Raw genomic sequence first — 25,525 nt, forward strand, 5'->3', positions numbered from 1 at the left:
AAAAATAATGTTAAAGTAGTACTAGTGAAGTTATCTACTATTTTTAGATTTAATAATTCTTCATCAGTAAAAATAAATTTTAATTTATCTTTCATAATAATACCTCCTTCTATTTAATTATAAAAAATATAAAATTAAAATCAATTATTTTTATAATTAAAATTAAATTTATCGTATGTTGATGTATCAATATTTTTTATAATTAAAACATTTTCTCCATCAATAGTATAGGAATAAAAAAAGTCTTCTAAATGTTTTGAGGTATTATTTAATTGTAATGTAACTGAATTATTAAGTTTATATTTTGTCTTAATTAATTGATTCTTTATATCTTTTATATCTATTTGGAATTTTGAATCAAAATCATTGTCAGTTTCTATAGAATTTAAGAAAACTTTTTTCATTTTTTCTGTATCAATTGTTTCAAGGTCAGGATTTGTAGGTTCTTCTGGCTCATAATCTTCAAAAAGAAAATCAACACAATCTTTATAATCAAAAGCTTTTTTTTGAAGAAAATAAACTCTAAGAGCATTTTGAAGTTTACTAAAATCAGCTTTATAGTTTTTAGAAAACTTATTTCTAATAATTCTTAAAATATTATTATATGCATTTTTAGTATTTAATAAATCAGATCTTGTTTCTTGTAGTTCTAAAAATGAATTGAACCAATAATCTGCTATTTTAGGTGATGAATCTGTTAAGAATACAGATATTAAATCAGTATTTTCAAAAGAAAATATACATGATTTCAATGCAGCTGTATCTGATGTAGGCAAACCACCTTTTAATTTTAAATCGTCTTCATCTAAAAAGTCATTATGTTCAATTAGACAAAGTACATAGTAGTTTTGCTCACCATCTTCAACTAATGCTTGAATTAAGCTACCTTTTTTTATATTATTGAGATGTCCATATCTTTCCTGAGCAGTTTTTTGAGATTTTAGCAACTTTTTTGAATTTTTATTAGAGTTTTCATCTAAAGAATTAGTTTTATGTTTAACTTCTGAAGACAAAGTTGCTGCAATTTCACATTTAGATAGGTTTTTATTTTCTATATTTAAATTTATACTATTTAATACATTAAGATATACTTCCGAATCACCAGAAGGATAAAATTGTCTCTTACTTTTAGTATTAAATATAGTAGTAATTATATCATCAATATAACTACTAGCATCATTAAGATTGACTTCTTTTTTTATAATTTGATTTGTATCTAAATTAATATGATTTAACGAAATGTATTTTAAATCCATTTTTTAATCCCCCTAATTAAAATAAAAATATACTAAAATAATAAAATTTACCATATATAAATATAAAAAATAATAGTGCTAATGCACAATTATTTTTTATATTTATTTTTTACATATTCAATAAAGTTTTCAATTTCCTTTTTAGCTTCTTCAGGTAATTCATCATCAATACCATTATCATTATGAAGAGCAATAGTAGCTCTAGGATCCTTTAGTAATTCTTCAGCTGATTCTTTTATATTAGATTTTCCCATAAGATAATCTAAAGAAACATTAAAGTAATCTGCAATCTTATTTTTAATTTCATCATTAGGAATACGTTGACCACTTTCATATTGTGACAAGGTACTTCTACCAACATTAAGATATTCTGCTAAGTCTTTTTGTGTAATATCATTAGAAGTTCTTAGCGATTTGATTCTATCACCTAAATTCATAGTTCAAACTCCTTTCACATATTGTGAATATATTTTAATTATACAATAAAGCGATTTATAAGATAAGTTAAGTCACAAAATGAAACATTTTATCTTGACATTCACTAATTGTGACACTATAATAAACTTAAAGGTTGCAAAATGAGACGAGGTGATTTTATATGAATAATAAAATGAAATATTATAGAAACTCTCAAAATATGACTCAAAAGGAATGTGCAAAGAAATTAGGTATTGCAGTAAGTACATATAATATGATTGAAAATAACAATAGAAGAGTATCTTTAATATTAGCTAAAAGGATTTCTAATTTATTCAATAAAACAATAGAAGAAATTTTTTTTGCAAACTAATGTTGCTTATAGCAAACTTTATTTATATTATTTCATGAAAGGAGAAAAATATACATGGCAAAACAACCAACAAAAGCAGCACAAAATGTGTACTGCATAGCAAGAAAAGAAGCAGCAAAGTATAATCCTAAGTTTACAAGTAGGGAGGGAGCTTCAGAATATCTTGGAATATCTAAAGATTCTTTAACTGATTATGAATTAGATTTATGCAAAGTTGTTCCAGTAGATAAAGTAGTAATAATGGCCGATGCATATAATGCACCACAATTATTAAATAATTATTGTTGTAATGAATGTCCTATAGGTAAAAAAATTACTCAACCAATAGATGTTCAAAACATAGAAAATCTTTATAGATTCGCTATATCAGCAACTAATGATTTAGAGAACAGTAAAGAGATTCAAAAAACTTTATTAAAGATAGTTGAAGATGGAATTATTGATGATTCAGAACAAGAAGAATTAAAAGTTATTATTGATTTCTTCAGTAAATTAGAAAAAAGAGCAGCAGAATTAAAAATAATTGCAGAAAAACACTTAAATTTTTAGTAACAGGTCCTTTGGGACAAGCATAAATTATTTTTATGGAGGGGATTAGATGAGGAAAATAACAGTTATTGAAGAAAATCAACCATCAGCAAAGTGTAAAGATGCTTTTGGTAAAATTGCAGCTAAATCACTTTTAAGACGTCTAGGTGTAGAAGAGTGTAGACGATTAGTAAAAGAATATTATAAATCAAAAGAAGAACAGGCTTAATAGCCTTATGATCTTTGAGATTACATAATTTAAATTATGGAGGTATATAGTATGAAACAAGTAACATTAGAAGAAGCTATTTTATTAGCTTGTAAAGGATTGTTTTTAACAGTTAAGAATGGACATGTTATATCAACATTTTAGGAGAAATTTATGGATGAAACTATAAATATTTTAATTGATGAAATTGAAAAAAGATATTTTAGAGGACTTAGCTTTAAAGAAGCTTATGGATCAGTAATTAAGGATATAAAAAAAGATGGCGTTAGCCACCTAATTTATTAAAGCACCTTAATTATACCATAAAATCCTCAAAGGAGGTAGAGCTAATATGAAATTTACTTTTATGGGTTTTTCCCAAGCTAAAGCGTTAGAAATGGGTTTAGATGATAAAGATTTATCTATCTTAAGGTATTTTATAGATTTTAAAGATAGTGGATCTATGACTATAAAAATAATAGATGATAAGCCATATTATTGGCTTAAATATGAGACTTTATTAAGTGAATTACCAATACTTGGTATTAAATCTAAAATAGCACTTAGAAGGCGTTTAAAGACTTTAGTTGATACTGGAGTATTAGAATTTAAATTAATTAAAAAAGGAGGTACTTTTTCTTTTTACGGTATTGGAAATAAATATAAGGAGCTTATAGCTTCTGATACACAAAAGCAAGCAACTGAAAAGTTTAACCCTATAAACTCAAAAGTTCAACCCCCTTTAACTGAAAAGTTTAACCAAAATATTAATCTATTAAAAGATTCATCTATTAAAGATATATATAGTGCTTGCAAAGAAATTATTGACTTTTTAAATACAAAAGCAAATACAAAATATAAATCAAATAGTAAATCAACGATTAGTTTAATATCAGCAAGACTTAATGATGGATTTACAGTAGATGATATGAAAGTAGTAATTAATAATAAATACACTGAATGGAAGGGTACAGACTATGAAAAATATTTAAGACCTTCAACACTCTTTAGACAAAGCAAATTTGAAGAATATTTAAATCAAAGAATTAGCAAACCTAAAGAAGTTAACGAAAATAAATCAGGTGTGTATAAACCTTTTAGTTTTGATGATTAAGGAGCATATAGAAAGATGAGAGAATTACCAAAGGCAATTGAAGCAGAAATGGAAGTATTAGGAGCTATACTTCACAACAATTCAAACATAATTGAATGTATTGAAAGATTAAATGAAAAGGACTTTTATTTAAAAAGACATAAAATAATATTTTTAAATATGTGTAAGTTATTTTCAAATGGAAGCGATATAGATCTTGTAACTTTGATAGATAGCATAGGAAAAGATAATTTAAATGATGTTGGAGGCATAACATACATAAGTGATCTAATAGCAGGTGGATTAAATATTAATATTAATGCTTATATAAATATCTTAAAGGATAAGTCATATAGGAGAGAAGCAATTAAAGAGCTTAATAATTCAATGTCAGATTTATATGATGAGAGTAAAAAAACAGATCATATAATTGGCCATATGCAAGAAAAACTTATAGATAACACTAATTCTAAAAAAACAGTTATAAATGATGAAGAGCTTTTTGCTAAGACATTAAATGAAATAGAAAAAAGATTTCAAAATGGTGGAGAAATACCTGGAATGGGAACTGGTTTTATAGATTTTGATAAAGCAACAAATGGTTTAAAAAAAGGAGAACTATTTGTAATTGGTGGTAGGCCTTCCATGGGAAAGACTCTTATAGCTTTAAATATGGCAGATGGACTTGCTAAGAATAATTATAAGGTTGGACTTATAGAGATGGAAATGACAGAAGAAAGTCTTGGAATAAGAAGATTAGCTTATAACAGCAATATAGAAGCTAATAAGTTACAGCTAGGAAAACTAAATGATGACGAATTTTTAAAGATAAGTAAAACTTATAATGAATTATCCAAGAGAGGGAATATGGTAACTGATTGCTCAGATTATCAAAATACATTAACTATAAAAGCTAAAGCAAAGGCAATGAAAAAATCCAATGGATTAGATGTTTTAATAATAGATCATTTAGGACTTATGGATATAAAAATAGTAGAGAATAGAACATATGCAATAGGAGAAATAACAAGACAATTAAAATTATTAGCAAAAGAGCTAGACATAAATGTTATATTGTTATGCCAACTTAGTAGAGCAGTTGAAATGAGAGCAGATAAAAGACCAATGCTTTCAGATTTAAGAGAAAGTGGGAATATAGAACAAGATGCAGATTTGGTTATGTTTGCATATAGAGATGAATATTACAACCAAGAAACTGAAGATAAAAATTTAATGGAGTGGATTATAGCAAAACAAAGAAATGGGAAAACAGGAACATTAAAATTTGTTTATATAGATAAACTTCAAAAGATTGCAAATTTAGATTGGAGAAGATAAATATGAATCTATTAAAAAAATATACACCACATGAGATGATGGAAATGACAATAAGAGATATAAAGCGTAAGTAGCTTAAAAGGGAAAAAGAGCTTAATTCATATCAGTTTATAATTAGCGACAATATAAAAAATAGATGCAAGATGAGAAGAAAATCAAGTGGATGTTAGGAGTTAAATAATATGAGTAAATCATTATACAAAATAAAGTGGAGCGGGAAAAATAGATTAAAGTCAGAATGTACAAGCTATGTTATTGCATCATCATGGAGTAATGCAGAAAAGAAAATGAGAGAAGTTCTTGAAGCATCAGATGTAGATGTTAAAAATTTTTATTGTGAAGATACAAGACATGTATTTATCGCTGATTAAATAAGGAGTTGAAGTTTAATGAATAATATAAAAAAGATAGTGAATCATTATGGGGAAGAAGCACAAGCTCATAAAGCAATAGAAGAATTAAATGAGCTTGCAGTAGCAATAGCTCATCAAGATAAAGAAGCTATGTTAGAAGAAATAGCAGATGTTTATATAATGATGGAGCAATTAAAGGAATTTGATTTCTTTGATTATGATAAGTTTTCAGATATGGTAGTGTATAAACTTCAAAGACAAATTAAAAGGATTGAGGAGGAGAGTTAGTAGTGAATAAAGTTATATTAATAGGAAGATTAACAAGAGATCCTGAACTAAGATTTGCACCAAATACAGGTAATGCAGTAGTTAGATTTACTTTAGCAGTTAATAGAAGAAAACAAAAAGATAAAGATCAAGAAGCAGATTTTATACATTGTGTTGCATTTGGTAAAACAGCAGAAACAATAGCACAATATTTATTAAAGGGCAATCAAATAGCGGTAGAAGGAAATATAAGAACTGGAAGTTATGATAAAGATGGAATAAAAAGATATACAACAGATGTGATTATAGAAAGATTTAATTTTATAGGAAATAATAAATCAGATAATTCAAATCAGACTGATAATTTTAAGGAGTTTGATGACGATATGACACCAGTAGATGATGGAGATATGCCTTTTTAAAAGTTTATACTCTAATATAATATACTCGTAAATGATAATTGAATTTAAACAAAATCAAAGTATATCATAAAAATATTAATAAGACACCATTATAAAATCGGAAAATAAAATTAATTCGTAATTTAAAGAAATTGAAAACTTGTTAAGAAAAATTGATCTTTGAAAATTGAATAGTACGGTATTTACAAAATATGCTATAATTAATTCGTGATTCTTATAAATTGATGACAACAATAATTATAAGGGGGATATATGAATAAGAAAGAACTTATTATTGATGGATGCAATTTTAGTAATCTTAATGAATTTTATATAGAAGTTGATAGAGTTTTTACAAAAGATTTAACGTGGAAAACAGGACATAATTTAAATGCTTTTAATGATTTATTATATGGAGGTTTCGGAGTACATGAATATTGTGAGCCGATTACTATTATATGGAAGAACGCTAATAAAAGTAAATCAGATTTAGGATATAATGAAACTGTTAGACATTATAAAAATATGTTAAAAGAATGTCATCCGACAAATATAAATTATGTAAAAGAATTACTTGAAAATGCACAAAAGAAAAAAGAAGAAACATTGTTTGATATAATTATTGAAATAATAAATGAACATGATGATATTGAATTAATATTAAGATAATAATTTTTAAATATATATAAAGTTTATTTTTTAGTATTTATTTTTAATCAATTAAATAAAACCAAATATTATTCTAGTAAAATACCGTATTATTCAAAAATGAATATGCGGTATTTTTTATTCTTAATATAAAGAAGCTGTGAAGAAAAAGAGCTATTAAATAAATTAAATTTAGATGATGAAGAACTTAAAATAATTAAAGAATTTTATTTTATGAAATAAGTTTGCAATACTAAGAAAGGATAAAGTAAATGGCTAAAAACAAAAGATGGAAAAGACAAGCTAAAAGAATAATAGGAACATGCCTTAATAGAGAAGGATATTGTATAAATTCAGAAGTTTATTGTCCTTATTTTATTGATTGTTTAGAAAATAATTATTCACCAACAGGAACAGAGGATATAAGAAAAGTAGAACATTTATGCAAGAAGGTGAGAAGGTAGATTATGAAAAGATATTATGATTTATATGAAGAAAAAATATGTGCAATGTTAGATTGGAACGAAGGACATGGAAATATAGAAGATGCTAAAAAACACTTCAAAACTAATAAAGTAAGAGAAGTTGGTTTAAAAGAATTTAATGCATTAAGAAATAAATATTGTAATAAATCAAAGAACGAACAGATACCACTATTTCAAAATTATATGTTTTATTAGTTCGTAATAGGCATAAAATCTGAATTAACCTGGCTAGGAAATGAAACGCTAATATGAAAGGAAGTGATATCTCCCATATCACTTTATATAGTATCTCCTAGCCAGAATATAATAATATAAAAATTTTCTATAATGGAGGTAGCTATGGATAAAAAAGATTTTAAAAAAGTAGAAAATATATTAAGTAATTACAATACAATAAAAGCAACTATAAAAAATCAGTTATTAGAAATAGAGATTATATCAAAAACATATCAAGGAGCTTCTTCAATATCATATGAAGAAAAGACTGGACCTACATATAAAATTACCTCCTCAGTAGAAAATGAACTATTAGAGAAGGAAAGAAAAATACAAAAATTACAAAAGGAATTAATGTCTAATCAAAATATTATTAATATGATAGATAATGCATTAGATATATTAAGTGATAGTGAAAAGAAATTAGTAAAATTAAGATACTTTAACTTTAATCAACTTAGTTGGGATCAAATAGGATATAATTTAGGCTTTAGTGGAGATTACTGCAGAACAAAATTAAGAAATAAAGTTATTGATCATATGTATTATATGTTATTTATAAATCCATATAAACAGTTTAAATTTGAAAATTTTTAGAGATACGGATTTATTACTGTTTTCCTTCGTAATGAGTTCACTAAAAAACCGCATATAGATGTTATTATTATATTGTAAAAGTTATGATTTTTTCACTAACCCCTTAGAAGCATTTAGATTAATAAATTGATTAGTCTAAATGCTTTTTATTTTAAAAATATTATGAATTTATTTTAGATTGAGGTGAGAAGATGAAAAAAAGAAATTTACCAATGTATATGAAGTGGGAAGGGAATAGATTAAAATGTGCTTGTTCATTTTTCTCACCTTTATGCAATGGGTATAAATGTGGAAATTGTGAAGAAGAAATTGTTATATATGATCCTTGCCAAGGTATAAATGAATGCATGAAGCATAGCAGCTTTAAAAGAGTTAATGGAGCTTTAAGACAAAAATGAATTACGTTGAACCAATAAGAGATAGTTCAAAAGTTCAAGAAATTGCAAACTATCTAAGAAAATATAGTGAAAGAAACTATATAATGTTTCTAATAGGAATAAATTCAGGTCTTAGAATAAGTGATATTTTAAAGCTTAGGGTAAGAGATATAAAGGGTAAGGAAACTATATGTATAAGAGAAAAGAAAACTAAAAAACAAAAGATATTTCCAATGACTCCAATTTTAAAAAGAGAATTAAGGAAGTATTGTGAAGATAAAGATTTAGATGAATTCTTAATAAAATCTCAAAAAGGATATAATAATCCAATTGGTAGAAAACAAGCTTATATAATTCTTAGAGAAACTGGTGAAACATTTGGATTATTTAATTTAGGAACTCATACATTAAGAAAAACATTTGGATATCATTTTTATATGCAATATAAAGATATAGTCACTCTTCAAAAAATATTTAATCATTCAGATCCATCAATAACATTACATTATATTGGTGTTGAACAAAGTCATATTAATAGAATGATTAAAGGTTTTAAAATCTATTAAATGTAACATAAAATAATAAGGTGTCATTTATTTTTTAATATACCTTTAAACCTTGATTATATAAAGCATAAAGGAAATATAGTAAAAGCCACACAATATATATTATGGGGTATTATATTGTCTATGATTTTCTTATACTATATAATTAAATTAAGGGGGAATTATTAATGAAAAAAATAAATGATAATATAAAAATATTTATCACAACTATAATAATATGTATTATAATTTTTTATCTATGTTATCTTTATATATATAATAATTCAAATAATAATAATTTAGTTATAATATTTACTTTATTAGGATCATTTATTAGTGGTATACTAACGATGGTTGGTGTATGCTGGACTATAACATTCAATGATAATAAAAAAGAAAAAGATGAAAAATTATATATAGTTAGAGAAGCTAAAATTTTAAAAGCTGATATTGCTGCTTATACTACTGGAATATTAAACTTTAATCAACGTATTATTTTTGAAAGAACCAACAGTACTCTTATTAAACAAGAATTTGATAATATGTGTAGAAGAAATTTTGTACAAGATAACATAATTTTTATGTCAAATGAAACAAAAGATAGATTTTATAAACTACTATCATATGAAATGAATGAAAATGTATTATCTATATTTGTTGAATTTTATAATAGATATGAAAAGTTTAAAGAAAGTTACTACAATGAAACTCTAAGCCTTTCTGGCGATATATTATTTAGAAGTGGATTTCTTGTATTAAATAATAATTATTTAAATTGTAGATATAGTATTTTTAATACTTATGTAATAAATGAATTAAATTATCCTAGAGTTGGAAATAATCTTGTATTAAATAACTTTGATGAAGTAAATATTCAAAATAATTTAATGAATTTAAATAGTATAACTAATTTTTATTCTAATGAATTAAATACATTAAACCAATATCTTGATGATGTAATACATAAATATAGTGACTAAATATAAAAAAGGTAGAATTTGATTTAAATCAAGTTCCACCTTTTTTTATTAAGGAGAACAATAATGCTAAAAAAATTTTGTAGATGTGGAAAATTAATTCCACAAACTTTAAAGATGTGTGATGAATGTCAGTCTAAGTTGAATAAAAGAGATAAGATTCTAAATAAAGAAACATACAAAAAATATAAAGCAAATAGAACTGATGTAAAAGAACAAAGATTTTATGTAAGTAAAGACTGGATATTTACAAGAGATACTGTGAAGAAAAGAGATCATGGTCTTTGTAAATTATGTGAAAGTAAAAACAAGATTTCATATGTAGATAATGTACACCATATTGAAGAATTAAAGGAGAACTGGAGCAAGAGGACAAGCATGGACAACCTTATATGCCTATGCAATAGGTGTCACTACTATGTACATAAGAAATATAAAACAAATAAAGCAGCTAAAAAAGAAATGCAAGAAATTTTAAAGGAATTACTAAAGGGGTAGGGGTACAGTAAAAATTTTTACTGAATCTCCTAAGTCCATGGTTAGCACTTTTTCTCCGCGGATTTTCCCTAAATGAATTTTTTTGAAAGGAGGTATCAAAAATGGCAAGACCTAGACAACCGACTGATTTAGTTTTGCTTAAAGGGCGTAAACACCTTACAAAATCAGAGATTGAAGAAAGAAAAAACAATGAAATTAAGGCTAAAAATGATAAGGTAAAACCACCAAATTACTTATCAAAAGATGAAAAAAAAGAGTTTAAAAAGATAGCAAAAGAATTAATTGAGATAGGAATTATATCTAATTTAGATATAGATTGTCTATCTTTTTTTATTAAAACTAGAAGCGAATATTTAAGAGTTACTAAAGATGTTGAGATAAGAGGCCCTACAAAAGAAATAGAAATTGAAAAAAAAGACGATAAAGGAAATGTTATTGAAACTAAACAAATCACTATTGTAGATGATGATTATGAAAGATTATTAAAGATGCAGCTTAAACTTCTAAATAGTTGTAGAAAAACAGCAAGTGATCTTGGATTAAGCATAGCAAGTAGATGTAGATTAGTAGTTCCTAAACAAGATAAAGAAAATCCTGCAAATAAGTTTACTAAGTATATATAGGTGATTAAATGTTAGACAGAGTTACGAAATATGCACTAGATGTTATTGAAGGTAAAGAAATTGCAGGAAGACTTGTTAAATTAGCTTGTAAACGTCATTTAGATAATTTAGAAAGTTCAAAATTGGCTTTGTATAAGTACGAGTTTGATTTAGAGTTAGCTATTGATGCGATAGAATTTTTTGAAGATTTAAGATTTACAGATGGTGAAATTGCAGGACAAGAGGTAGAACTATTTGGATTTCAAGATTTTATAATTGGTTCTTTGTTTGGTTGGGTATCTAAAGAAACTGGATATAGAAGATTTAGAAAATCTTATGTACAATTAGCTAGGAAAAATGCAAAATCACTATTAAATAGTGGAATAGGAATTAAATTATCGGGTTTTGATAATTATACAAATGCACAAGTATATTGTACTGCAACAAAGATGAAACAAGCTAGAATAGTTTGGGAGCAGGCTAGTAAATTCATAAAAATAGAACCTGATTTAAAAGAATTATTTAAAATAAAAGACCATGATGCAATAATTGAATGTTTAATTAATGGTGGCAAAATAATGGCATTAGGTAGAGATACAGGAACTATTGATGGATTTGATCCTCATGGAGGAATAATAGATGAATACCATAGTCATAGAACTAATCAAATGGTTAAGTTACTTGAAGATGGTTCTGTTAACCAAGCAGAAAGTTTAATATCAATTATAACTACAGCTGGATTTAATTTGAATGGTCCTTGCTATAAAGAATGGGAGTATTGTAAAAATGTTGTCGAAGGTGTAATAACAAACGAAGAGTACTTTATTTATATAGCACAAATGGATAATGAAGATGACATATGGGATTCGAAAAATTGGATTAAAGCTAATCCTTTAGTGGCTAAAATACCAAAAAGTTTTGAGAATTTAAAAAGATTTGCCAAAGAAGCAAAACAAAAAGGTGGAGAAGATTTAAGAAATTTCTTAACTAAATCATTAAATATATGGTATGAGTTTTCAGATGACCAATATATAGGGCCAAGTGAGTGGAAGAAGGGAGAAACTATGGATACTTTAGAATTATTTAGAGGTAAAGAGTGTTACGCTGGACTTGATTTATCTAGTGGTGGAGATTTAACATCTTTAGCTCTTGTTTTTGTTTATTATGATAATAAAGGAACTAAAAAATATTATATTCATTCACATAGTTTTATTCCTAAAAATAGAGTTCAGGAACATATAAAAACTGATGATGTTCCATATGATACATGGATTGAAGCAGGTTTATTAACTGTTACAGAAACTTTAGGAGGAATCAAAACTGATTACAGATATATAATTAAATATCTTAAAGAGTTAATAGAAAAATATGAAATAAAGGTTATTCAATTAGGATATGATCCTCACAATGCAGATGCATTTTTACAAGATTTAGAGGAATTAGGATTTGATTGTATAGAAATATATCAATCTTGTAAATGGCTTAATGATCCTACAGAAGATTTTAGGCTTGAATGTAAAGCTGGAAATATTAAATATAATAAGAAAAATGAATTGCTAAGTTGGTCAGTTGTAAATGCTAAGATAGTTTCTAATTCAAATGGTGAAATAAAAATAGATAAAGATTTAAGACAAAAAAGAATAGATCCAGTTGATGCAGTTATAGATGCTTATAAATTAGCATTTAAAGATGAAAAATTAAGAGATATTAATGAAACAGTTGACCAGTATTTAAGTATCATGGGTTGGGACTAGAAAGGGGGTGAGTAGTATTGGGATTTTTAAAAGAATAAAAAATTTTATAGTTCCACAAAGACCAGTTGATATGCAAAGTGAAGAATTATTGCAATGGCTTGGAATAACAACTAGAGATAAAAGTATTTTAAGTGAAATAACATATTTTACTTGTTTAAAAATGTTATCAGAAACTTTAGGGAAAATGCCTATAAAATTATATCAAAGAACCGAAAAAGGAGTTCTTAAAGCTAAAATAAATGATGATGTATATAAACTATTGAAAGTTAGGCCTAATCCATATATGACACCATCTATTTTTTGGGCTACAGTTGAAAATAATAGAAATCATTATGGCAATGCTTATGTTTACATTAGAAAAGAATTTAGTAGGCAAAAATATGGTGGAGATTTAAAAGTAAAAGATTTATGGATAATGCCAAGTGATTGTGTTCAACCGATTATTGACGACAAAGGAATTTTCGGTAATAAGGATTCTTTATGGTATATCTACACAGATAAATATTCAGGAGAACAATATATATTTAACAGTTTAGAAGTTTTGCATTTTAAAACTTCTTTTTCATTTGACGGAATTTTAGGTAAACCAGTAAGAGAAATTCTTAAATATACATTAGAAGGTAGTGTAGAAAGTCAAAACTTTATAAATAATTTATATAAGAATGGACTTACAGCTAAAGCGACTCTTGAATATACTGGTGATTTAGATAAAGCAAAAGAAGATAAACTTATAGCAGGAATAGAAAGGTTTGCTAATGGATCTAATAATGCAGGAAAAATAATTCCTATTCCTTTAGGTATGAAAATAACTCCATTAAATATAAAACTTACTGATAGCCAATTTTATGAATTGAAAAAATATAGTGCTTTACAGATTGCTGGAGCATTTGGAATAAAACCTAATCAGATAAATAATTATGAAAAATCTAGTTATAGAAATTCCGAAATGCAACAAATTAGTTTTTATGTTGATACAGAATTATTTATATTAAAGCAATATGAAGAAGAATTAAATTTTAAATTGTTATCTAATTGTGCAATAGAACAAGGTTTTTATTATAAATTTAATGAAAAAGTTATTTTAAGAACAGATAGTAAAACACAAATGGAGATATTATCTAAAGGTGTTAATAATGGAATTTATGCTCCTGATGAAGCAAGAGAAGAATTAGATTTACCACATAAAGAAGGTGGGGAACAATTAATAGTTAATGGAAATTACATACCATTAACTGAAGTAGGAAAACAATACGAGAAAGGAGAAAAAAAGAGTGCCTAAAATTCTACAATTAAGTGTAAAAGATAAAAGTGGAAAAGTACAAAATAAAGGTAAAATAGAAATTAAAAATCAAACTGAAGAAAAAGCAGAACTCTATTTTTATGGAGATATTGTTTCAGATAGTTGGAGTTCGTATTGGTTTGATGAAGATAAATGCCCACAAGATGTATCAGATTTTTTAAAGGATTTAGATAATTCAAAAGATATTGATATATATATAAACTCTGGGGGAGGTTCTGTTTTTGCTGGTATTGCTATTTATAGTATGTTAAAAAGGCATAACGGTAAAAAAACAGTCCATATAGACGGATTAGCAGCAAGTATTGCAAGTGTAATTGCTTTAGCTGGTGATGAAGTTATAATACCAAAATACGCTAACTTTATGATTCATAATCCTTTATGTATGCTATGGAATTCATATAATGCTAATGATTTAAGAAAAATAGCGAATACATTAGATAGCTGTAAAGAAAGTATTTTAAATATATATATGGAAAATGTTAAAAGTAATATTGAAAAAGATGAAATATCAAAACTTATGGATGAAGAATCTTGGTTTACTGGTGAAAAAGCAGCTGAAATTTTCAATGTGAAAGTTGAGGAAGATGTTGAAGCTGTAGCATGTACATCTGATTTCTTTGATAAATATAAGAATATTCCTAAAGATTTGATTGAAAATAAAACTGAAGAAAACTCTAATATTATAATTAAAGTTGATGGAGAAGAAATAGCTAACAAAGTTATAAAAGCTTTGAAAAATCAAACTGATGGAACAGATACACAAAATAAAATAGAACAAGAAAAAGCAAAAATATTAGAAGATTTAGATTTATACTAAATCTTTATTTTTTTAAAAAAGAAAGTGAGGATATAAAATGCCAAAAGAATTATTAGATTTATTAAATAAAATTAACGATAAAAAATCAGAGGTTAAAAAATTAGTTGATGAAAATAAAATTGAAGAAGCTAAAGCAGCTAAAGAAGAACTTAAAAATTTAAGTGAAAAATTTAATGTTTTATATGATCTTTATGAAGAAAATGAAGAAGATAAAAAGAATTCTATTCAAAACAAAGGAAAATCACTTGGAATTACAGATTCAAAAAAAGAAATAAATGCATTTGTTAATGCAATAAAAGCAAGATTAACAGAAAGCTCTATAAGTGCAGAGGATAAAGAAATAATAAATAAGATGAGTGAGGGTTCTGCTGCAGATGGTGGTTTAACAGTTCCACAAGAAATAAGAACTGAAGTAAAAGAATTAAGAAGAAGTGAGGATTCTTTAGAAGAGCTTGTTAATGTTGAACCAGTAACTACATTAAGTGGTTCTAGGGTAGTTGAAATTGATGCTGAATCAACTCCATTTGACAATATAGAAGAAGAAGGAGATTTCCCTGAAGTAGATACACCACAATTTAAGCAAGTTAAATATTCTGTAAAAAAGAAAGGTGGAACATTAAAAGTAACAAGAGAGTTAATACAAGATTCAGCAGAAAATATTCAAGCATATTTAAGAAAATGGATAGCTAAAAAAGCTAAGGTTACAAGAAATTTCTTAATTCTTAAAAAAGCTGATGAAATTACAAAAGGTAAGGAAAAAGAAGTTTCAACATTAGATGATTTAAAGGATATATTTAATGTTGCTTTAGATCCAAGTATTGCAGCAATGTCTGTTGTTGTAACTAATCAAGATGGATTTAATTATTTAGATAAATTAAAAGATACAAATGGTAAATATATTTTACAACCTGATCCAGTACAATCTACTAAAACATTATTATTTGGAATTTATCCAGTTAAAAGAATTTCTAATAAAACTTTAAAAAGTGTCGAAGGAAAAGCACCTATTTATTGTGGTTGCTTTAAAGAAGCTATTACTCTATTTGATAGAGAAACCCTTTCAGTTGAAATGAATACACAAGGTGATAGCTATTGGAATAAAGATTTAGCAGGATTAAAAGTAAGAGAAAGACTTGATATACAAGAAGTTGATACAGAAGCTATTATCAAAGGCCAAATAACATTAGCTACACCAAAAAAATAAATAAGGTGATTTAAATGATACTATCTTTAGAAGAAGTTAAAGAATATTTAAAAGTTGATTATGATGATGAAGATGATCTATTAAATGAATTAATAGAAGTAGCTGAAGAATATTTATATGCAGCAACTGGTAAAAAGTTTGATAGTACAAATAAAAGAGCTAAATTATATTGTAGGGTTTTAGTTAATGAATGGTTTAAAGATAGAGCATTAACTGAAAATTCTACTAAGAATTTAAATGTAACTCAAAAAATTAGATTTACTCTACAAAGTATATTAACCCAATTAAAATTTGAAGGTGATACAAATGGCTAGGTGTAATTTAACTGAAAGAATTGAATTTGAAACTATTAATTTAAAACTAGATGATGATAACTTTGAAACTCCAGAATGGGATTTTTATTATAAATGCTGGGCTGGATATAGAACTATAAAAGGAAAAGATTTTATTGCAGCAAAATCAGATAATAGTGAGAATATAGTAACTTTTACTGTTAGATATTGCAATAAAACAAAAGCTTTATTAGTTCCTGGAGCAAATAAAAAGTTTAGAATAAAATACAAAGGATTCTATTACGATATATTGCCACCAGTTAGCGATTTTGACAATAGACATGAGTTTATAGATATAAGATGTTCAATAGTACTATAAAAGAGCTATAAGGCTCTATTTTTATTTGGAGAAATTTATGGCTAGTGGAATAGAAGTAGAAGGATTAGAAGAATATGAAAAGTTATTAGAAAATATGGTTTTAGATTTTAGTGATAAAAGAAAAGGTGTTAAAGCAGGAATAGAAGTTATTGCAAAAGGTTTAGAAGATGATACTCCAGTTGGGCCAACTGGAGAACTAGCAGAAATAAAAACTACTGTAAGACAGAAGGAGTTAGCTACAGAAGGAATTGCAAGAAGTAAAGCATTTTATGATATATTTCAAAATTTCGGTACAAGTGAACAAAAAGCTCATGTCGGATATTTCGATAGAAGTGTAGAAAAAAATTCTACTAAAGCAGTTGCTGCAGTAGCTGAAATTATCTTTGAAAAAATGAGGTGATTTTAATAGATATTAATAAGTTGTTGGCCCAAACATTAAATTCTGACGAAATTTTAAATTTAACTGCTGATAAGAAAGTATATTTCTTACATGCTAATGATCCTAAAACTCCTTATGTTGAATATGAGGTTATCAGTGAAACTGGTGACGAATTTAGTGAAGGCAAAGAGGATTATACAAAGTATTTAGTACAAATAGATGTTTTTGATACTGGAAACTACATTAAATTAGCTAAAACTATAAAAGAAAAAATGATATCAGCAGGTTTTAACAGAGATCAAGCTGTAGATTTATATGAAGATAAAAAGAAATTAAACCATAAGGCAATGAGATTTAATATCTCGTTGCCTTATTAATTATAAAGAGAGGTGTTTTAAATGACAGTAAAACAAAAAATAGTACCAATAGTAAATGTAAGTAAGTTATTTGTAGCTCATTTACTTACTGAAGGAGATTCTATAACTTATGATAAACCACGTTATCTGGAAGGTGTAAAGCAAATAACAATAAAACCAAAACAAAATAGTGATCCTTACTATCATGAAGGAAGAAAAATCCTAGAAGAACAAACATTACAGGATATAGCTGTAACTGTAAATATTACTGATTTAACAGATGAAGACGAATGTTATGTTATGGGACATAAACTTGCTAAGACTGGTGGTGTTATTAGAAATGATAATGATATAGCTCCAACTTTAGCTATTATGTATGAAGCAGAAAAAGCTCAAGGAGGAACTAGGTATGGAATATTATACGCTGGTACTTTTGGCTTATCTGATGAAGATATAAAGGCGAAGGAAGGGAAGTCAAATTTCCAAGCAAAAAAAATAGATGCAAGCTTTAGACCATTATCTAATGGACTTTGGAATTATAAGGTTGATAATGATAGTCCAAATGTAACAGAAGAATTTTTAAAAAGTTTCTTTAATCAAGTTACTATACCAGAAGAGAAAACAGATGCAGTTCATTAATAAGGAGGCTATTTCATGAAAAGAAAATTAAATTTAGCAGGTGAAGAATTAGAATTTAAAATGACTAACGGAACTATCATAGATATAGATGAAAAATATGATAATTTCGGTAAGGTTATAAATGGAGTTATGAATGCTCAAAATTTATATAGCAACTCTATAAGAGTTATATCATGTTCATGCATAACAAGAGAACTATCAGAAGGGGAACTAATTGAAAAAATAACTCCTAATCAAATGACAAAAGAAATTGTTCCCCTTGCAACTAATATTTATCTTGATTATATGGGTGTTAAGCAAAGTAAAGAAGATACTGAAAATAATAAAAAAAAATAGAAAAACAAGATATAAATGAAAGGCCGTTTAATATTAATAGGCTCTTTTTTATTGCAAAAAAACATTTAAATTATAGTAGAAGTGAATTCTTTGATAGTACATATAAAGAAATTGCTGATCTTATCGAAGAACTTACTTCTACATCTGAAAACGAAAATGAGAATGTAACAGATGGATATGTCGAAAAAGTAGTTAACATAGACGAAATACCTTTCTTATAAGAAGGGAGGAACAATGAGTGATTTAGAAAAAAGAATTACAGCCAAAATGGTACTAGATGATAGTGGTTATTCTAGTACCTTAAAAGGAATAAATTCAGAAATTAAAAATAATAGAAGTGAATTAAGAGCAGCTCAAAGCGGACTTGAAGCATTTGGCCATACTACTCAAAGTGTAACTAAGGTTCAAGAAAGTTTAAAAAAGCAAATAGAATTACAATCTAAAAAGATTGAATTATACAAAGAAAGTATAGATAAAGCTAGTAATACTCTTGAAAAAAATATTTCTGAAAGAGATAAATTAAGTAAATCTTTAGAACAAGAAAAAGCTAAATTAGAAGCTTTAAAAAATACTTATGGAAATAATAATGTAGCTGTTAGAAACAGTGAAGAAAAACTTAAAGATTTACAAGAACAATATGACAAAGTAGATAGAAGTATAGAAAATAATGCTAAAAGAATACAAAATTATGAAAATAGCTTAAACAATGCTGAAGAACAAGTTAATAAAACAACTAAATCTTTAAATGACTTTAATAAAAAGTTAGAGAATACAAAAGGTTTTAAAAGTGCAAAAAAACAATTAGAAGATGCTTCAGAAGGTTTTAAAAAAGTTGGAGAAAAAGCCGAAAAGGTTGGAAGTACTTTAACTACACATGTAAGTTTACCACTTGCTGGAGTTGCTGTAGCAGCTGGAAAAGTTGGAATGGACTTTGAATCTCAAATGTCTAGAGTTAAGGCTATAAGTGGAGCTACTGGAGATGGTTTTGAAAAACTTCAAAATCAAGCTTTAGATTTAGGAGCTAAAACTGCATTTAGTGCAAATGAATGTGCTGAAGGTATGGAAAACTTAGCAAGTGCTGGTTTTTCTACTAATGAAATAATGGAAGCTATGCCTGGAACTTTAGATGCTAGTGCTAGTAGTGGAGAAGATTTAGCATCAACTACTGAAATAATGACTGGTACTCTTAGAGGGTTTGGACTTGAAGCAAGCCAAGCAGGTCATGTAGCAGATGTATTAGCTAAGAATGCTGCTGATACAAATGCAGCTATATCTGATACTGGTGAAGCTATGAAATATATTGCTCCAGTTGCACATTCAGCTGGTCAAAGCCTTGAAGAAGTAACTGCAGCAGTTGGTATTATGGCTGATGCAAATATTAAGGGGAGTCAAGCTGGTACAACCCTTAGAGCTGCTTTAAGTAAATTAGCTGATCCAAGCAAAGAAGCAGCTGAAAAGATGAAAGAAATCGGATTTACTGCCTTTGATGCTCATGGAAAAATGTTGCCTTTAAATCAGATTATAGGGAATTTACAACAAAGTACAAAAGGATTAACAGACCAACAAAAACAACAAGCTATAAGTACAATCTTTGGTCAAGAAGCTATGTCAGGTATGCTTACTTTAGTAGCAGCTGGACCATCAAAACTTAATGAATTAACTGATTCACTTAAAAAGAGTGATGGTGCTGCTGATGAAATGGCAAGAACAATGCAAGATAATACAAAGGCAAGTATAGAGCAAGCTTTTGGAGCATTAGAAACCGCTGGTATAAAAACTTTAAAGGCGGCAGCTCCAGCTATAAAAGATGTTGCTGAATGGGTAGGTAATTTAGCTGATAAGTTTAGTAATTTAAGTCCTGAAACACAAGAATTTATAGTTAAAGCTGGAATGGTTGCTATTGCTACTGGACCAGTTGTAAGTGGTATCGGTAAAATATCTAAAGGTATTGGCGGACTAATTAATATTGGAAGTAGTATAGGAGGTTTCTTTGGATTATTTGCAAAGGGTGCTGAAGTAGCAACAACTGCAACCGCAGCAGTTGGAGCGGCAGCTGAAGGAACTGCAATGGCAACTACTGGAGCAACTGTTGCTGCAAGTGGACTTGGTGCAACATTAGCTAGTGTTGCAGCACCAATTGCAATAGGGGTAGGAGCTGTAGCTGCTGTTGGATATGCTGGATATAAAACAGCACAATATTTAAATGAAAGTGCTACACCTGCAGTAGATTTATTTGCAGATAAAGCAATTTATAGTTCTACACAAGTTAGTGGAGCATACGGAAGTATGACAGCTAAAGTTCAAACAGATACTATAAAAATAAGTGATAGCACTAAAACTGCTGTTCAATCTTATTTAGATATGGATAAAAAAGCGAGTAGTTCATTAATGGATTTAAGAATTCATAGTGATACTTTTACTAAAAGTGCTAAAGATGCTGTATTGAAAAACTTCACTGAAATGAGTAAGAAATCAAGTAAATTATCTACTGAACAAAGACAAGCTATGACAGTTAACTTTAAAAAACTTGTTAGTGATACTGGTGTATTAACTAAGAAAAATAAAGATGAAATAATAAAACAATATACTGCTATGGTAAATGGAACTAAAGGACTTACTAAAAAACAGAAAGACCAAACTATAAAAGATTTTACAGATACTTTAAATAAAAGTACTGCTATAACTAAAAAACAATCAACAGATCTACAAAAGCTTTATAAAGACATGGGCGATAAAATAAAAAAAGGATTAGATCAGAAAAAGAATGATGAATTAAAAAGTCAAAAGGATTTCTTTGCAAAATCTAATGTTCTTACAACAAAAGAAGAAGCAGAAATATTGAAAAAAACTACTGATAGCTGGAATAAGAAAAAAGGTAATATAGATGATATTCAAACTCAAATTAATAGTATTATTCAAAATGCAGCTAATAAACATAGACAAATTACTGATGATGAAGCTAAAAAAATTGACAAACTTCAAAATGAAATGAAAGAAAATGCAGTTAAAACATTAAGTAAAAATGAAGTTGAATCTAAAGTTATACTTGAAAGAATGAAAGATCATGATGAAAATATAACTGCTGAAATGGCTTCAGAGAAAATAAAACAACTTAACAAATTAAGAGATGATTCTGTTCAGGCCGCAAATGATGAGTGTGATAAAAGATTAGCTGAAATAATTAGAATGAGAGATGAAAGTAAAGTTATAAGCAGTGAACAAGCTGAAAAACTTATAGCAGATGCAAAGAAACAAAAAGATGAAACTGTAAAAGCAGCTGAAGCAACAAGAAGAGAAGCAGTAGATAAAATAACATCTATGAATTCTAATATAAGTTCAGATGTAAATACTACAACTGGTGATGTAAAAAGCAATTGGGATAAGTTAAAGGATTGGTGGAATAGTTGGTGGCCACAACCTAAAACAACAACTGTAACTACTAGATATGTTACAGAAGGACATAAACCTGATGGCAACTGGACTGGAAACTCATATTTCAAAGGTGGATTAACTTATTTACATGAAAGAGGGGAAGAGTTATACGATTTACCTTCAGGAACTAGAATATATAATCATGAAATGAGTGAACAAATGGTTTTAGAAACTGCAAGAGAAACTGCAAGGGGAGTACTTGAATCAATGCTTAAAAACAGTGGTGGAAATGACGGTGATATAATAATACCTATTTCTATAGCAGGTGAAGAAATTGATAGAATAGTAGTTCCTAGAGTTTCAAATAAATTAGCTTTAAGTACTAAAAGGAGGAGATAATTTTGTTAATTAATAATATAGATATTAAAAAATTTAATGCACAAGTTTTAGAAGTAGATATACAAAATTCTACAGTTAAATGTCAAGATATTAATTTAATAAAATCATTTCCTATATTTTTAGATGACGAAGTAGGTCTTAATCCTATTGGTGTAACATTATTAGTAAATTCATTAGATAAAAAACAATACTTTATTGATAAAAGTAATCTATTAAAGTTAATGATAAAACCTTTTGAATTATATTTTAAAGATAGAGATTTAAGATTTCTATGTATATTAACTAATAATTCAGATAAAGCAAGCTTAAAACAAATAAGAGGTAAATTTAAATTAAACATTTATGGATATAATATAGGGAATATTCAAACAGAAAATTTAAATAGAGTTTCTAATAAAACTATAAATGTTTCAGGAAACTATAAAGTGCCAGCAATTGTTGAGATTATTCCAAGTGTAGATTTAATTGATTTAAATATACAAGGATTGGCCAATGATCCTATAATAATAAAGAATTTAAAAAAAGGAAAAAAGATAATATTAAATGGAGAAGAGGGAACTGTTTTAGAAGAAGGTATTAACAAGTTTTTAGATACTGACTTTTGGGAGTTTCCTTTTTTATTACCAGGACCTAATACAATAACATTTAGTAAAAATAATTGCGATATAGCAATAAAATATAAACCAAGATATATATAAGAAAGAAGGAATTTAAAATGTCAGAAAATCAAGATGTAACAAGTGTAATAGAAAAATCTTTAACTTTAACTGGAAATGTATCAGTAAAAGGACAACCAGTTTTAAATATGAATTGTTCTTTAAAAGAAAGTGGAGTTGCAAATATTCAAACTTATGTAACTAATCAAGAGTTATTTTTAGCAAACAGTCAATCAGTATCAGCAGAAGTAATAAAATTTAGAACAACAGCTACTGAAGAAGGGAAAAAATTAAATTGTTTTGTATTCTAGTTTAAGAGCTTACTTAATGTAAGCTCTTTTTATATTAAAAATAAAAGAAAGAAGGATTTTAAAATGGCAAAGTTAACAAATAAAGAAATAATAGAAAAAGTAGGAATGTTAGGAGAAATAAGTAATAGAAAGTTACCAGTTAAGGTTAGTTATGCAATAGGTAAAAATATTTCAAAAATAGAAAGTGAATTAAAGCACTACAATAAAGGAAGAGAAAAAATATTAGATGAATGTTGTCTAAAAGATGAAGATGGCAATCTTAAAATAGAAGATGGTAATTATTCTATAAATCCTGAAAAAATAGATAAATGGAATAAAGATATGAAGGATCTACAAGAGATTGTAGTTGAAATTGATGTTCATAAGTTTAAATTAGATTTATTAAATGGTTATGATATGACAGCAAATGAAATTATGTGTATTGATTTCATGTTAGAGGAATAATATTCGTACTTTGTATTGAAAATTTAAAATTTATCCTGGTATTTTTTAAAATGTTTATGGATAAAAAGCAATATAAACTTAACATTCTATAAAAGAAGGGAGGTTAATGTTTGTTACAATTATTCGATAAAAATAAAAATAAAATTGCTGGATTAATAGAATATAAAGATTTATGTATAGAAAGTGTATTAGAAAATGGAGATAAAACACTTTCTTTTTTATATTCTAAAAATTCTAAATACTACTTTGATATAGAAGAAGAAGGCTATATAAGAAATAAACAAAATGAATTTGTAATTAAAGAAAAGGATATTCAAGATAATTACACTACTTTTATATGTAAATTAAATATAGAAGAATTAGAAGGAAAAACCTTTGATAGATATGAAAGTATAGAACAAACTATAACTGCAGCTTTAAATCTTGCTATAGTTGGTACTGGCTGGACTGTAGCAGAAAATAATATAAAAAAGAAAAGAACAGTAAGAAAAACTAATTGCTCTAGTTGGGATATTATAAAAGAAATAAAATCAATATATAGAGTTGATATAACATTTAATACTTTAGAAAAGAAAATCGAAATATATGAACACCTTGGCCAAGATAAAGGAACTTATTTCATTGAAGATTTAAATTTAAAGTCATTACAAGTTCAAAGTAATTCATATTCTTATGTTACTAGGGTAATACCAGTTGGAAAAGATGGACTTACTATAGAATCTATAAACAACAATAAAAATTACGTAGAAAATTATCAATATTCTAATAAAGTTAAAACAATTTATTGGAATGATGATAGATATACTATTAAGGAAAGTTTACTTGAAGATGCAAAAGCCAAACTTAATGAATTAAGCAAACCTTATAGAGCTTATACTGCAAGTATTATTAATTTATCAAAATTGAATCCTAAATATAATATTTTAGATTATAAATTAGGTGATGATATAACTTTAATTTCAAAGAGAAATAAACTTAAAGAGAAACAAAGAATAATTAAAACAATAGAATATCCACAAGATCATAATAAAGATACAATAGAACTTGCTAATGCTACTTTAAAATTTGAAGATATACAAACTCAATTCCAAGATGCAGCTGATACTGTAGATAATATTACTTTAGATGATGGAACTTTAGATGGTGAAGCATTTGAAGATGGTGGAATAAGTAGTAATAAAATAGATAACTTTAAAGCTAATGTAATAGAAGCAGCTGAAATACATGTTATAAAAGGCAATATACAAAATTTAAATGCAGCAATATTAAAAGCTGGCCAAGCTATACTTACAAAAGCTGATATAACACAATTAAATTCAGTTAAAGCTGAAATTCAAACAGCACTTATTGGAAAAGCTAATGTAAATGAACTTAATGTAGCGGTAGAAAGAGTTGGAATTTTAGAAGGTAAAACACTTAGTGTAGAAAATCAACTTGCTGGAAATCTTACAGCAAAGAATTTCAAAGCTAATTCTATAACTGCAGGAAGTGGAATAATCGCAGAGGGTGCTATAGGATCAGCACAAATTAGCTCTTTAAGTGTAAATAAATTAGAAGCTGGAGAATTTATTACCAGTAAACATAAAATTGTCAGTGCAGATGGAACTATAGAAATTGTAGGTAATCAAATATTAGTTAATAGAAATAATCTTAATAGGGTTATTTTAGGAGAATATAGAAAACAAGATAATACAAGTGATTATGGACTACTCATAAGAGCAAAAGATG

Annotated in this window: 35 protein-coding genes; 33 read left to right on the forward strand and 2 right to left on the reverse strand. The window is 26.8% G+C overall.

The annotated features are described in order from the left end of the window. Positions 1-140: 140 nt before the first annotated feature. Both O212_RS0114495 and O212_RS0114500 read right to left on the reverse strand, forming a co-directional pair. Positions 141-1,256, reverse strand: a complete 1,116-nt coding sequence (locus O212_RS0114495; protein ID WP_024615816.1) for a hypothetical protein — start codon at positions 1,254-1,256, stop codon at positions 141-143. Between the two features lie 89 nt (positions 1,257-1,345). Then, positions 1,346-1,693 carry an XRE family transcriptional regulator gene (locus O212_RS0114500; protein WP_024615817.1) on the reverse strand — a complete coding sequence of 116 codons (348 nt, stop codon included), beginning with the start codon at positions 1,691-1,693 and terminating at the stop codon, positions 1,346-1,348. Between the two features lie 161 nt (positions 1,694-1,854). Here O212_RS0114500 and O212_RS0114505 point away from each other — a divergent pair, with 161 nt between their 5' ends. The 33 genes from O212_RS0114505 to O212_RS0114675 all read left to right on the forward strand — a co-directional run. Continuing rightward, positions 1,855-2,046 (forward strand): helix-turn-helix domain-containing protein, encoded by a 192-nt coding sequence (locus O212_RS0114505; protein WP_024615818.1) that lies wholly within the window; start codon positions 1,855-1,857, stop codon positions 2,044-2,046. Between the two features lie 54 nt (positions 2,047-2,100). Continuing rightward, positions 2,101-2,595 carry a hypothetical protein gene (locus O212_RS0114510; RefSeq protein ID WP_024615819.1) on the forward strand — a complete coding sequence of 165 codons (495 nt, stop codon included), beginning with the start codon at positions 2,101-2,103 and terminating at the stop codon, positions 2,593-2,595. Positions 2,596-2,644: 49 nt separating this feature from the next. Further along, positions 2,645-2,803 carry a hypothetical protein gene (locus O212_RS16725; RefSeq protein ID WP_160166422.1) on the forward strand — a complete coding sequence of 53 codons (159 nt, stop codon included), beginning with the start codon at positions 2,645-2,647 and terminating at the stop codon, positions 2,801-2,803. A 153-nt stretch (positions 2,804-2,956) separates the two neighbouring features. Next, positions 2,957-3,088 carry a hypothetical protein gene (locus tag O212_RS17060; RefSeq protein WP_278244719.1) on the forward strand — a complete coding sequence of 44 codons (132 nt, stop codon included), beginning with the start codon at positions 2,957-2,959 and terminating at the stop codon, positions 3,086-3,088. Positions 3,089-3,134: 46 nt separating this feature from the next. After that, positions 3,135-3,896 (forward strand): conserved phage C-terminal domain-containing protein, encoded by a 762-nt coding sequence (locus O212_RS16310; RefSeq protein WP_024615820.1) that lies wholly within the window; start codon positions 3,135-3,137, stop codon positions 3,894-3,896. Positions 3,897-3,911: 15 nt separating this feature from the next. Next, complete coding sequence (gene dnaB, locus O212_RS0114535; RefSeq protein WP_024615821.1) at positions 3,912-5,213, forward strand: replicative DNA helicase; 1,302 nt, start codon at positions 3,912-3,914, stop codon at positions 5,211-5,213. Positions 5,214-5,395: 182 nt separating this feature from the next. Continuing rightward, positions 5,396-5,584 carry a hypothetical protein gene (locus O212_RS0114540; protein WP_024615822.1) on the forward strand — a complete coding sequence of 63 codons (189 nt, stop codon included), beginning with the start codon at positions 5,396-5,398 and terminating at the stop codon, positions 5,582-5,584. Between the two features lie 18 nt (positions 5,585-5,602). After that, the gene (locus tag O212_RS0114545) at positions 5,603-5,854 is read left to right on the forward strand and encodes a MazG nucleotide pyrophosphohydrolase domain-containing protein (protein ID WP_024615823.1); all 252 of its coding nucleotides are present in this window, start codon (positions 5,603-5,605) and stop codon (positions 5,852-5,854) included. A 2-nt stretch (positions 5,855-5,856) separates the two neighbouring features. Further along, positions 5,857-6,255, forward strand: coding sequence for a single-stranded DNA-binding protein (locus O212_RS0114550; RefSeq protein ID WP_024615824.1), 399 nt, complete (start codon positions 5,857-5,859; stop codon positions 6,253-6,255). Positions 6,256-6,507: 252 nt separating this feature from the next. Beyond that, positions 6,508-6,903 (forward strand): barstar family protein, encoded by a 396-nt coding sequence (locus tag O212_RS16520; RefSeq protein WP_024615825.1) that lies wholly within the window; start codon positions 6,508-6,510, stop codon positions 6,901-6,903. 251 nt (positions 6,904-7,154) lie between these two features. Beyond that, positions 7,155-7,346: a hypothetical protein gene (locus O212_RS0114560; RefSeq protein WP_024615826.1), complete on the forward strand. Its 192-nt coding sequence runs from the start codon at positions 7,155-7,157 to the stop codon at positions 7,344-7,346. Between the two features lie 3 nt (positions 7,347-7,349). After that, positions 7,350-7,562, forward strand: a complete 213-nt coding sequence (locus tag O212_RS0114565) for a hypothetical protein (RefSeq protein ID WP_024615827.1) — start codon at positions 7,350-7,352, stop codon at positions 7,560-7,562. A 144-nt stretch (positions 7,563-7,706) separates the two neighbouring features. Continuing rightward, the gene (locus tag O212_RS0114570; protein ID WP_024615828.1) at positions 7,707-8,180 is read left to right on the forward strand and encodes a DUF722 domain-containing protein; all 474 of its coding nucleotides are present in this window, start codon (positions 7,707-7,709) and stop codon (positions 8,178-8,180) included. A gap of 191 nt (positions 8,181-8,371) precedes the next feature. Further along, positions 8,372-8,578, forward strand: coding sequence for a hypothetical protein (locus O212_RS0114575; protein ID WP_024615829.1), 207 nt, complete (start codon positions 8,372-8,374; stop codon positions 8,576-8,578). Beyond that, positions 8,575-9,123, forward strand: coding sequence for a site-specific integrase (locus tag O212_RS0114580; protein ID WP_024615830.1), 549 nt, complete (start codon positions 8,575-8,577; stop codon positions 9,121-9,123). Before O212_RS0114575 ends, O212_RS0114580 begins: the two co-directional genes overlap by 4 nt. Positions 9,124-9,290: 167 nt before the next feature. Then, complete coding sequence (locus O212_RS0114585) at positions 9,291-10,082, forward strand: hypothetical protein (RefSeq protein ID WP_024615831.1); 792 nt, start codon at positions 9,291-9,293, stop codon at positions 10,080-10,082. Positions 10,083-10,145: 63 nt separating this feature from the next. Then, a complete protein-coding gene (locus O212_RS0114590; RefSeq protein ID WP_024615832.1) occupies positions 10,146-10,577 on the forward strand; it encodes an HNH endonuclease signature motif containing protein in 432 nt (143 codons plus the stop codon). Positions 10,578-10,678: 101 nt separating this feature from the next. Next, positions 10,679-11,200, forward strand: coding sequence for a phage terminase small subunit P27 family (locus tag O212_RS0114595; protein ID WP_024615833.1), 522 nt, complete (start codon positions 10,679-10,681; stop codon positions 11,198-11,200). Between the two features lie 8 nt (positions 11,201-11,208). After that, positions 11,209-12,933, forward strand: a complete 1,725-nt coding sequence (locus O212_RS0114600; protein ID WP_024615834.1) for a terminase TerL endonuclease subunit — start codon at positions 11,209-11,211, stop codon at positions 12,931-12,933. Positions 12,934-12,940: 7 nt separating this feature from the next. Continuing rightward, complete coding sequence (locus tag O212_RS0114605; RefSeq protein WP_035279628.1) at positions 12,941-14,212, forward strand: phage portal protein; 1,272 nt, start codon at positions 12,941-12,943, stop codon at positions 14,210-14,212. After that, positions 14,205-15,050 carry a head maturation protease, ClpP-related gene (locus O212_RS0114610; protein ID WP_024615836.1) on the forward strand — a complete coding sequence of 282 codons (846 nt, stop codon included), beginning with the start codon at positions 14,205-14,207 and terminating at the stop codon, positions 15,048-15,050. Before O212_RS0114605 ends, O212_RS0114610 begins: the two co-directional genes overlap by 8 nt. 37 nt (positions 15,051-15,087) lie before the next feature. Beyond that, positions 15,088-16,254, forward strand: a complete 1,167-nt coding sequence (locus O212_RS0114615) for a phage major capsid protein (RefSeq protein ID WP_024615837.1) — start codon at positions 15,088-15,090, stop codon at positions 16,252-16,254. 14 nt (positions 16,255-16,268) lie between these two features. Then, positions 16,269-16,568: a head-tail connector protein gene (locus O212_RS0114620; RefSeq protein ID WP_024615838.1), complete on the forward strand. Its 300-nt coding sequence runs from the start codon at positions 16,269-16,271 to the stop codon at positions 16,566-16,568. Continuing rightward, positions 16,561-16,905 carry a phage head closure protein gene (locus tag O212_RS0114625; protein ID WP_024615839.1) on the forward strand — a complete coding sequence of 115 codons (345 nt, stop codon included), beginning with the start codon at positions 16,561-16,563 and terminating at the stop codon, positions 16,903-16,905. Before O212_RS0114620 ends, O212_RS0114625 begins: the two co-directional genes overlap by 8 nt. Positions 16,906-16,942: 37 nt before the next feature. Further along, complete coding sequence (locus O212_RS0114630) at positions 16,943-17,305, forward strand: HK97-gp10 family putative phage morphogenesis protein (RefSeq protein ID WP_024615840.1); 363 nt, start codon at positions 16,943-16,945, stop codon at positions 17,303-17,305. Positions 17,306-17,310: 5 nt separating this feature from the next. Continuing rightward, a complete protein-coding gene (locus tag O212_RS0114635) occupies positions 17,311-17,661 on the forward strand; it encodes a prohead protease (RefSeq protein WP_024615841.1) in 351 nt (116 codons plus the stop codon). Between the two features lie 21 nt (positions 17,662-17,682). Beyond that, entirely contained in the window at positions 17,683-18,279 is a 597-nt protein-coding gene (locus O212_RS0114640; RefSeq protein ID WP_024615842.1) for a major tail protein, read from the forward strand. A gap of 15 nt (positions 18,280-18,294) precedes the next feature. Continuing rightward, positions 18,295-18,615, forward strand: a complete 321-nt coding sequence (locus tag O212_RS0114645) for a hypothetical protein (RefSeq protein ID WP_024615843.1) — start codon at positions 18,295-18,297, stop codon at positions 18,613-18,615. 234 nt (positions 18,616-18,849) lie between these two features. Next, positions 18,850-22,386 (forward strand): phage tail tape measure protein, encoded by a 3,537-nt coding sequence (locus tag O212_RS0114655; RefSeq protein WP_024615844.1) that lies wholly within the window; start codon positions 18,850-18,852, stop codon positions 22,384-22,386. Between the two features lie 2 nt (positions 22,387-22,388). Then, entirely contained in the window at positions 22,389-23,084 is a 696-nt protein-coding gene (locus O212_RS0114660; RefSeq protein ID WP_024615845.1) for a phage tail domain-containing protein, read from the forward strand. Positions 23,085-23,101: 17 nt separating this feature from the next. Further along, positions 23,102-23,353 carry a hypothetical protein gene (locus O212_RS0114665; protein WP_024615846.1) on the forward strand — a complete coding sequence of 84 codons (252 nt, stop codon included), beginning with the start codon at positions 23,102-23,104 and terminating at the stop codon, positions 23,351-23,353. 63 nt (positions 23,354-23,416) lie between these two features. Then, positions 23,417-23,797: a hypothetical protein gene (locus O212_RS0114670; RefSeq protein ID WP_024615847.1), complete on the forward strand. Its 381-nt coding sequence runs from the start codon at positions 23,417-23,419 to the stop codon at positions 23,795-23,797. A gap of 110 nt (positions 23,798-23,907) precedes the next feature. Then, positions 23,908-25,525: phage tail protein (locus tag O212_RS0114675; protein ID WP_024615848.1), on the forward strand; the 1,618-nt coding region annotated here is incomplete at its 3' end.

Origin of the sequence: Clostridium sp. Ade.TY, assembly GCF_000498355.1 — a bacterium.
GTDB lineage: Bacteria > Bacillota > Clostridia > Clostridiales > Clostridiaceae > Clostridium.

Excerpts from the sequence above, each read along its gene's own strand:
- O212_RS16520 (WP_024615825.1), top strand. The coding sequence starts at position 6,508 with ATGAATAAGAAAGAACTTATTATTGATGGATGCAATTTTAGTAATCTT.
- O212_RS0114565 (WP_024615827.1), top strand. The coding sequence starts at position 7,350 with ATGAAAAGATATTATGATTTATATGAAGAAAAAATATGTGCAATGTTA.
- O212_RS0114500 (WP_024615817.1), bottom strand. The coding sequence starts at position 1,693 with ATGAATTTAGGTGATAGAATCAAATCGCTAAGAACTTCTAATGATATT.
- O212_RS0114505 (WP_024615818.1), top strand. The coding sequence starts at position 1,855 with ATGAATAATAAAATGAAATATTATAGAAACTCTCAAAATATGACTCAA.
- O212_RS0114580 (WP_024615830.1), top strand. The coding sequence starts at position 8,575 with ATGAATTACGTTGAACCAATAAGAGATAGTTCAAAAGTTCAAGAAATT.
- O212_RS0114620 (WP_024615838.1), top strand. The coding sequence starts at position 16,269 with ATGATACTATCTTTAGAAGAAGTTAAAGAATATTTAAAAGTTGATTAT.
- O212_RS0114645 (WP_024615843.1), top strand. The coding sequence starts at position 18,295 with ATGAAAAGAAAATTAAATTTAGCAGGTGAAGAATTAGAATTTAAAATG.
- O212_RS0114640 (WP_024615842.1), top strand. The coding sequence starts at position 17,683 with ATGACAGTAAAACAAAAAATAGTACCAATAGTAAATGTAAGTAAGTTA.
- O212_RS0114590 (WP_024615832.1), top strand. The coding sequence starts at position 10,146 with ATGCTAAAAAAATTTTGTAGATGTGGAAAATTAATTCCACAAACTTTA.
- O212_RS0114560 (WP_024615826.1), top strand. The coding sequence starts at position 7,155 with ATGGCTAAAAACAAAAGATGGAAAAGACAAGCTAAAAGAATAATAGGA.
- O212_RS0114630 (WP_024615840.1), top strand. The coding sequence starts at position 16,943 with ATGGCTAGTGGAATAGAAGTAGAAGGATTAGAAGAATATGAAAAGTTA.
- O212_RS0114625 (WP_024615839.1), top strand. The coding sequence starts at position 16,561 with ATGGCTAGGTGTAATTTAACTGAAAGAATTGAATTTGAAACTATTAAT.
- O212_RS0114665 (WP_024615846.1), top strand. The coding sequence starts at position 23,102 with ATGTCAGAAAATCAAGATGTAACAAGTGTAATAGAAAAATCTTTAACT.
- O212_RS16725 (WP_160166422.1), top strand. The coding sequence starts at position 2,645 with ATGAGGAAAATAACAGTTATTGAAGAAAATCAACCATCAGCAAAGTGT.
- O212_RS17060 (WP_278244719.1), top strand. The coding sequence starts at position 2,957 with ATGGATGAAACTATAAATATTTTAATTGATGAAATTGAAAAAAGATAT.
- O212_RS0114595 (WP_024615833.1), top strand. The coding sequence starts at position 10,679 with ATGGCAAGACCTAGACAACCGACTGATTTAGTTTTGCTTAAAGGGCGT.
- O212_RS0114615 (WP_024615837.1), top strand. The coding sequence starts at position 15,088 with ATGCCAAAAGAATTATTAGATTTATTAAATAAAATTAACGATAAAAAA.
- O212_RS0114655 (WP_024615844.1), top strand. The coding sequence starts at position 18,850 with ATGAGTGATTTAGAAAAAAGAATTACAGCCAAAATGGTACTAGATGAT.
- O212_RS0114545 (WP_024615823.1), top strand. The coding sequence starts at position 5,603 with ATGAATAATATAAAAAAGATAGTGAATCATTATGGGGAAGAAGCACAA.
- O212_RS0114495 (WP_024615816.1), bottom strand. The coding sequence starts at position 1,256 with ATGGATTTAAAATACATTTCGTTAAATCATATTAATTTAGATACAAAT.
- O212_RS16310 (WP_024615820.1), top strand. The coding sequence starts at position 3,135 with ATGAAATTTACTTTTATGGGTTTTTCCCAAGCTAAAGCGTTAGAAATG.
- O212_RS0114575 (WP_024615829.1), top strand. The coding sequence starts at position 8,372 with ATGAAAAAAAGAAATTTACCAATGTATATGAAGTGGGAAGGGAATAGA.
- O212_RS0114670 (WP_024615847.1), top strand. The coding sequence starts at position 23,417 with ATGGCAAAGTTAACAAATAAAGAAATAATAGAAAAAGTAGGAATGTTA.
- O212_RS0114600 (WP_024615834.1), top strand. The coding sequence starts at position 11,209 with ATGTTAGACAGAGTTACGAAATATGCACTAGATGTTATTGAAGGTAAA.
- O212_RS0114540 (WP_024615822.1), top strand. The coding sequence starts at position 5,396 with ATGAGTAAATCATTATACAAAATAAAGTGGAGCGGGAAAAATAGATTA.
- dnaB (WP_024615821.1), top strand. The coding sequence starts at position 3,912 with ATGAGAGAATTACCAAAGGCAATTGAAGCAGAAATGGAAGTATTAGGA.
- O212_RS0114510 (WP_024615819.1), top strand. The coding sequence starts at position 2,101 with ATGGCAAAACAACCAACAAAAGCAGCACAAAATGTGTACTGCATAGCA.
- O212_RS0114570 (WP_024615828.1), top strand. The coding sequence starts at position 7,707 with ATGGATAAAAAAGATTTTAAAAAAGTAGAAAATATATTAAGTAATTAC.
- O212_RS0114585 (WP_024615831.1), top strand. The coding sequence starts at position 9,291 with ATGAAAAAAATAAATGATAATATAAAAATATTTATCACAACTATAATA.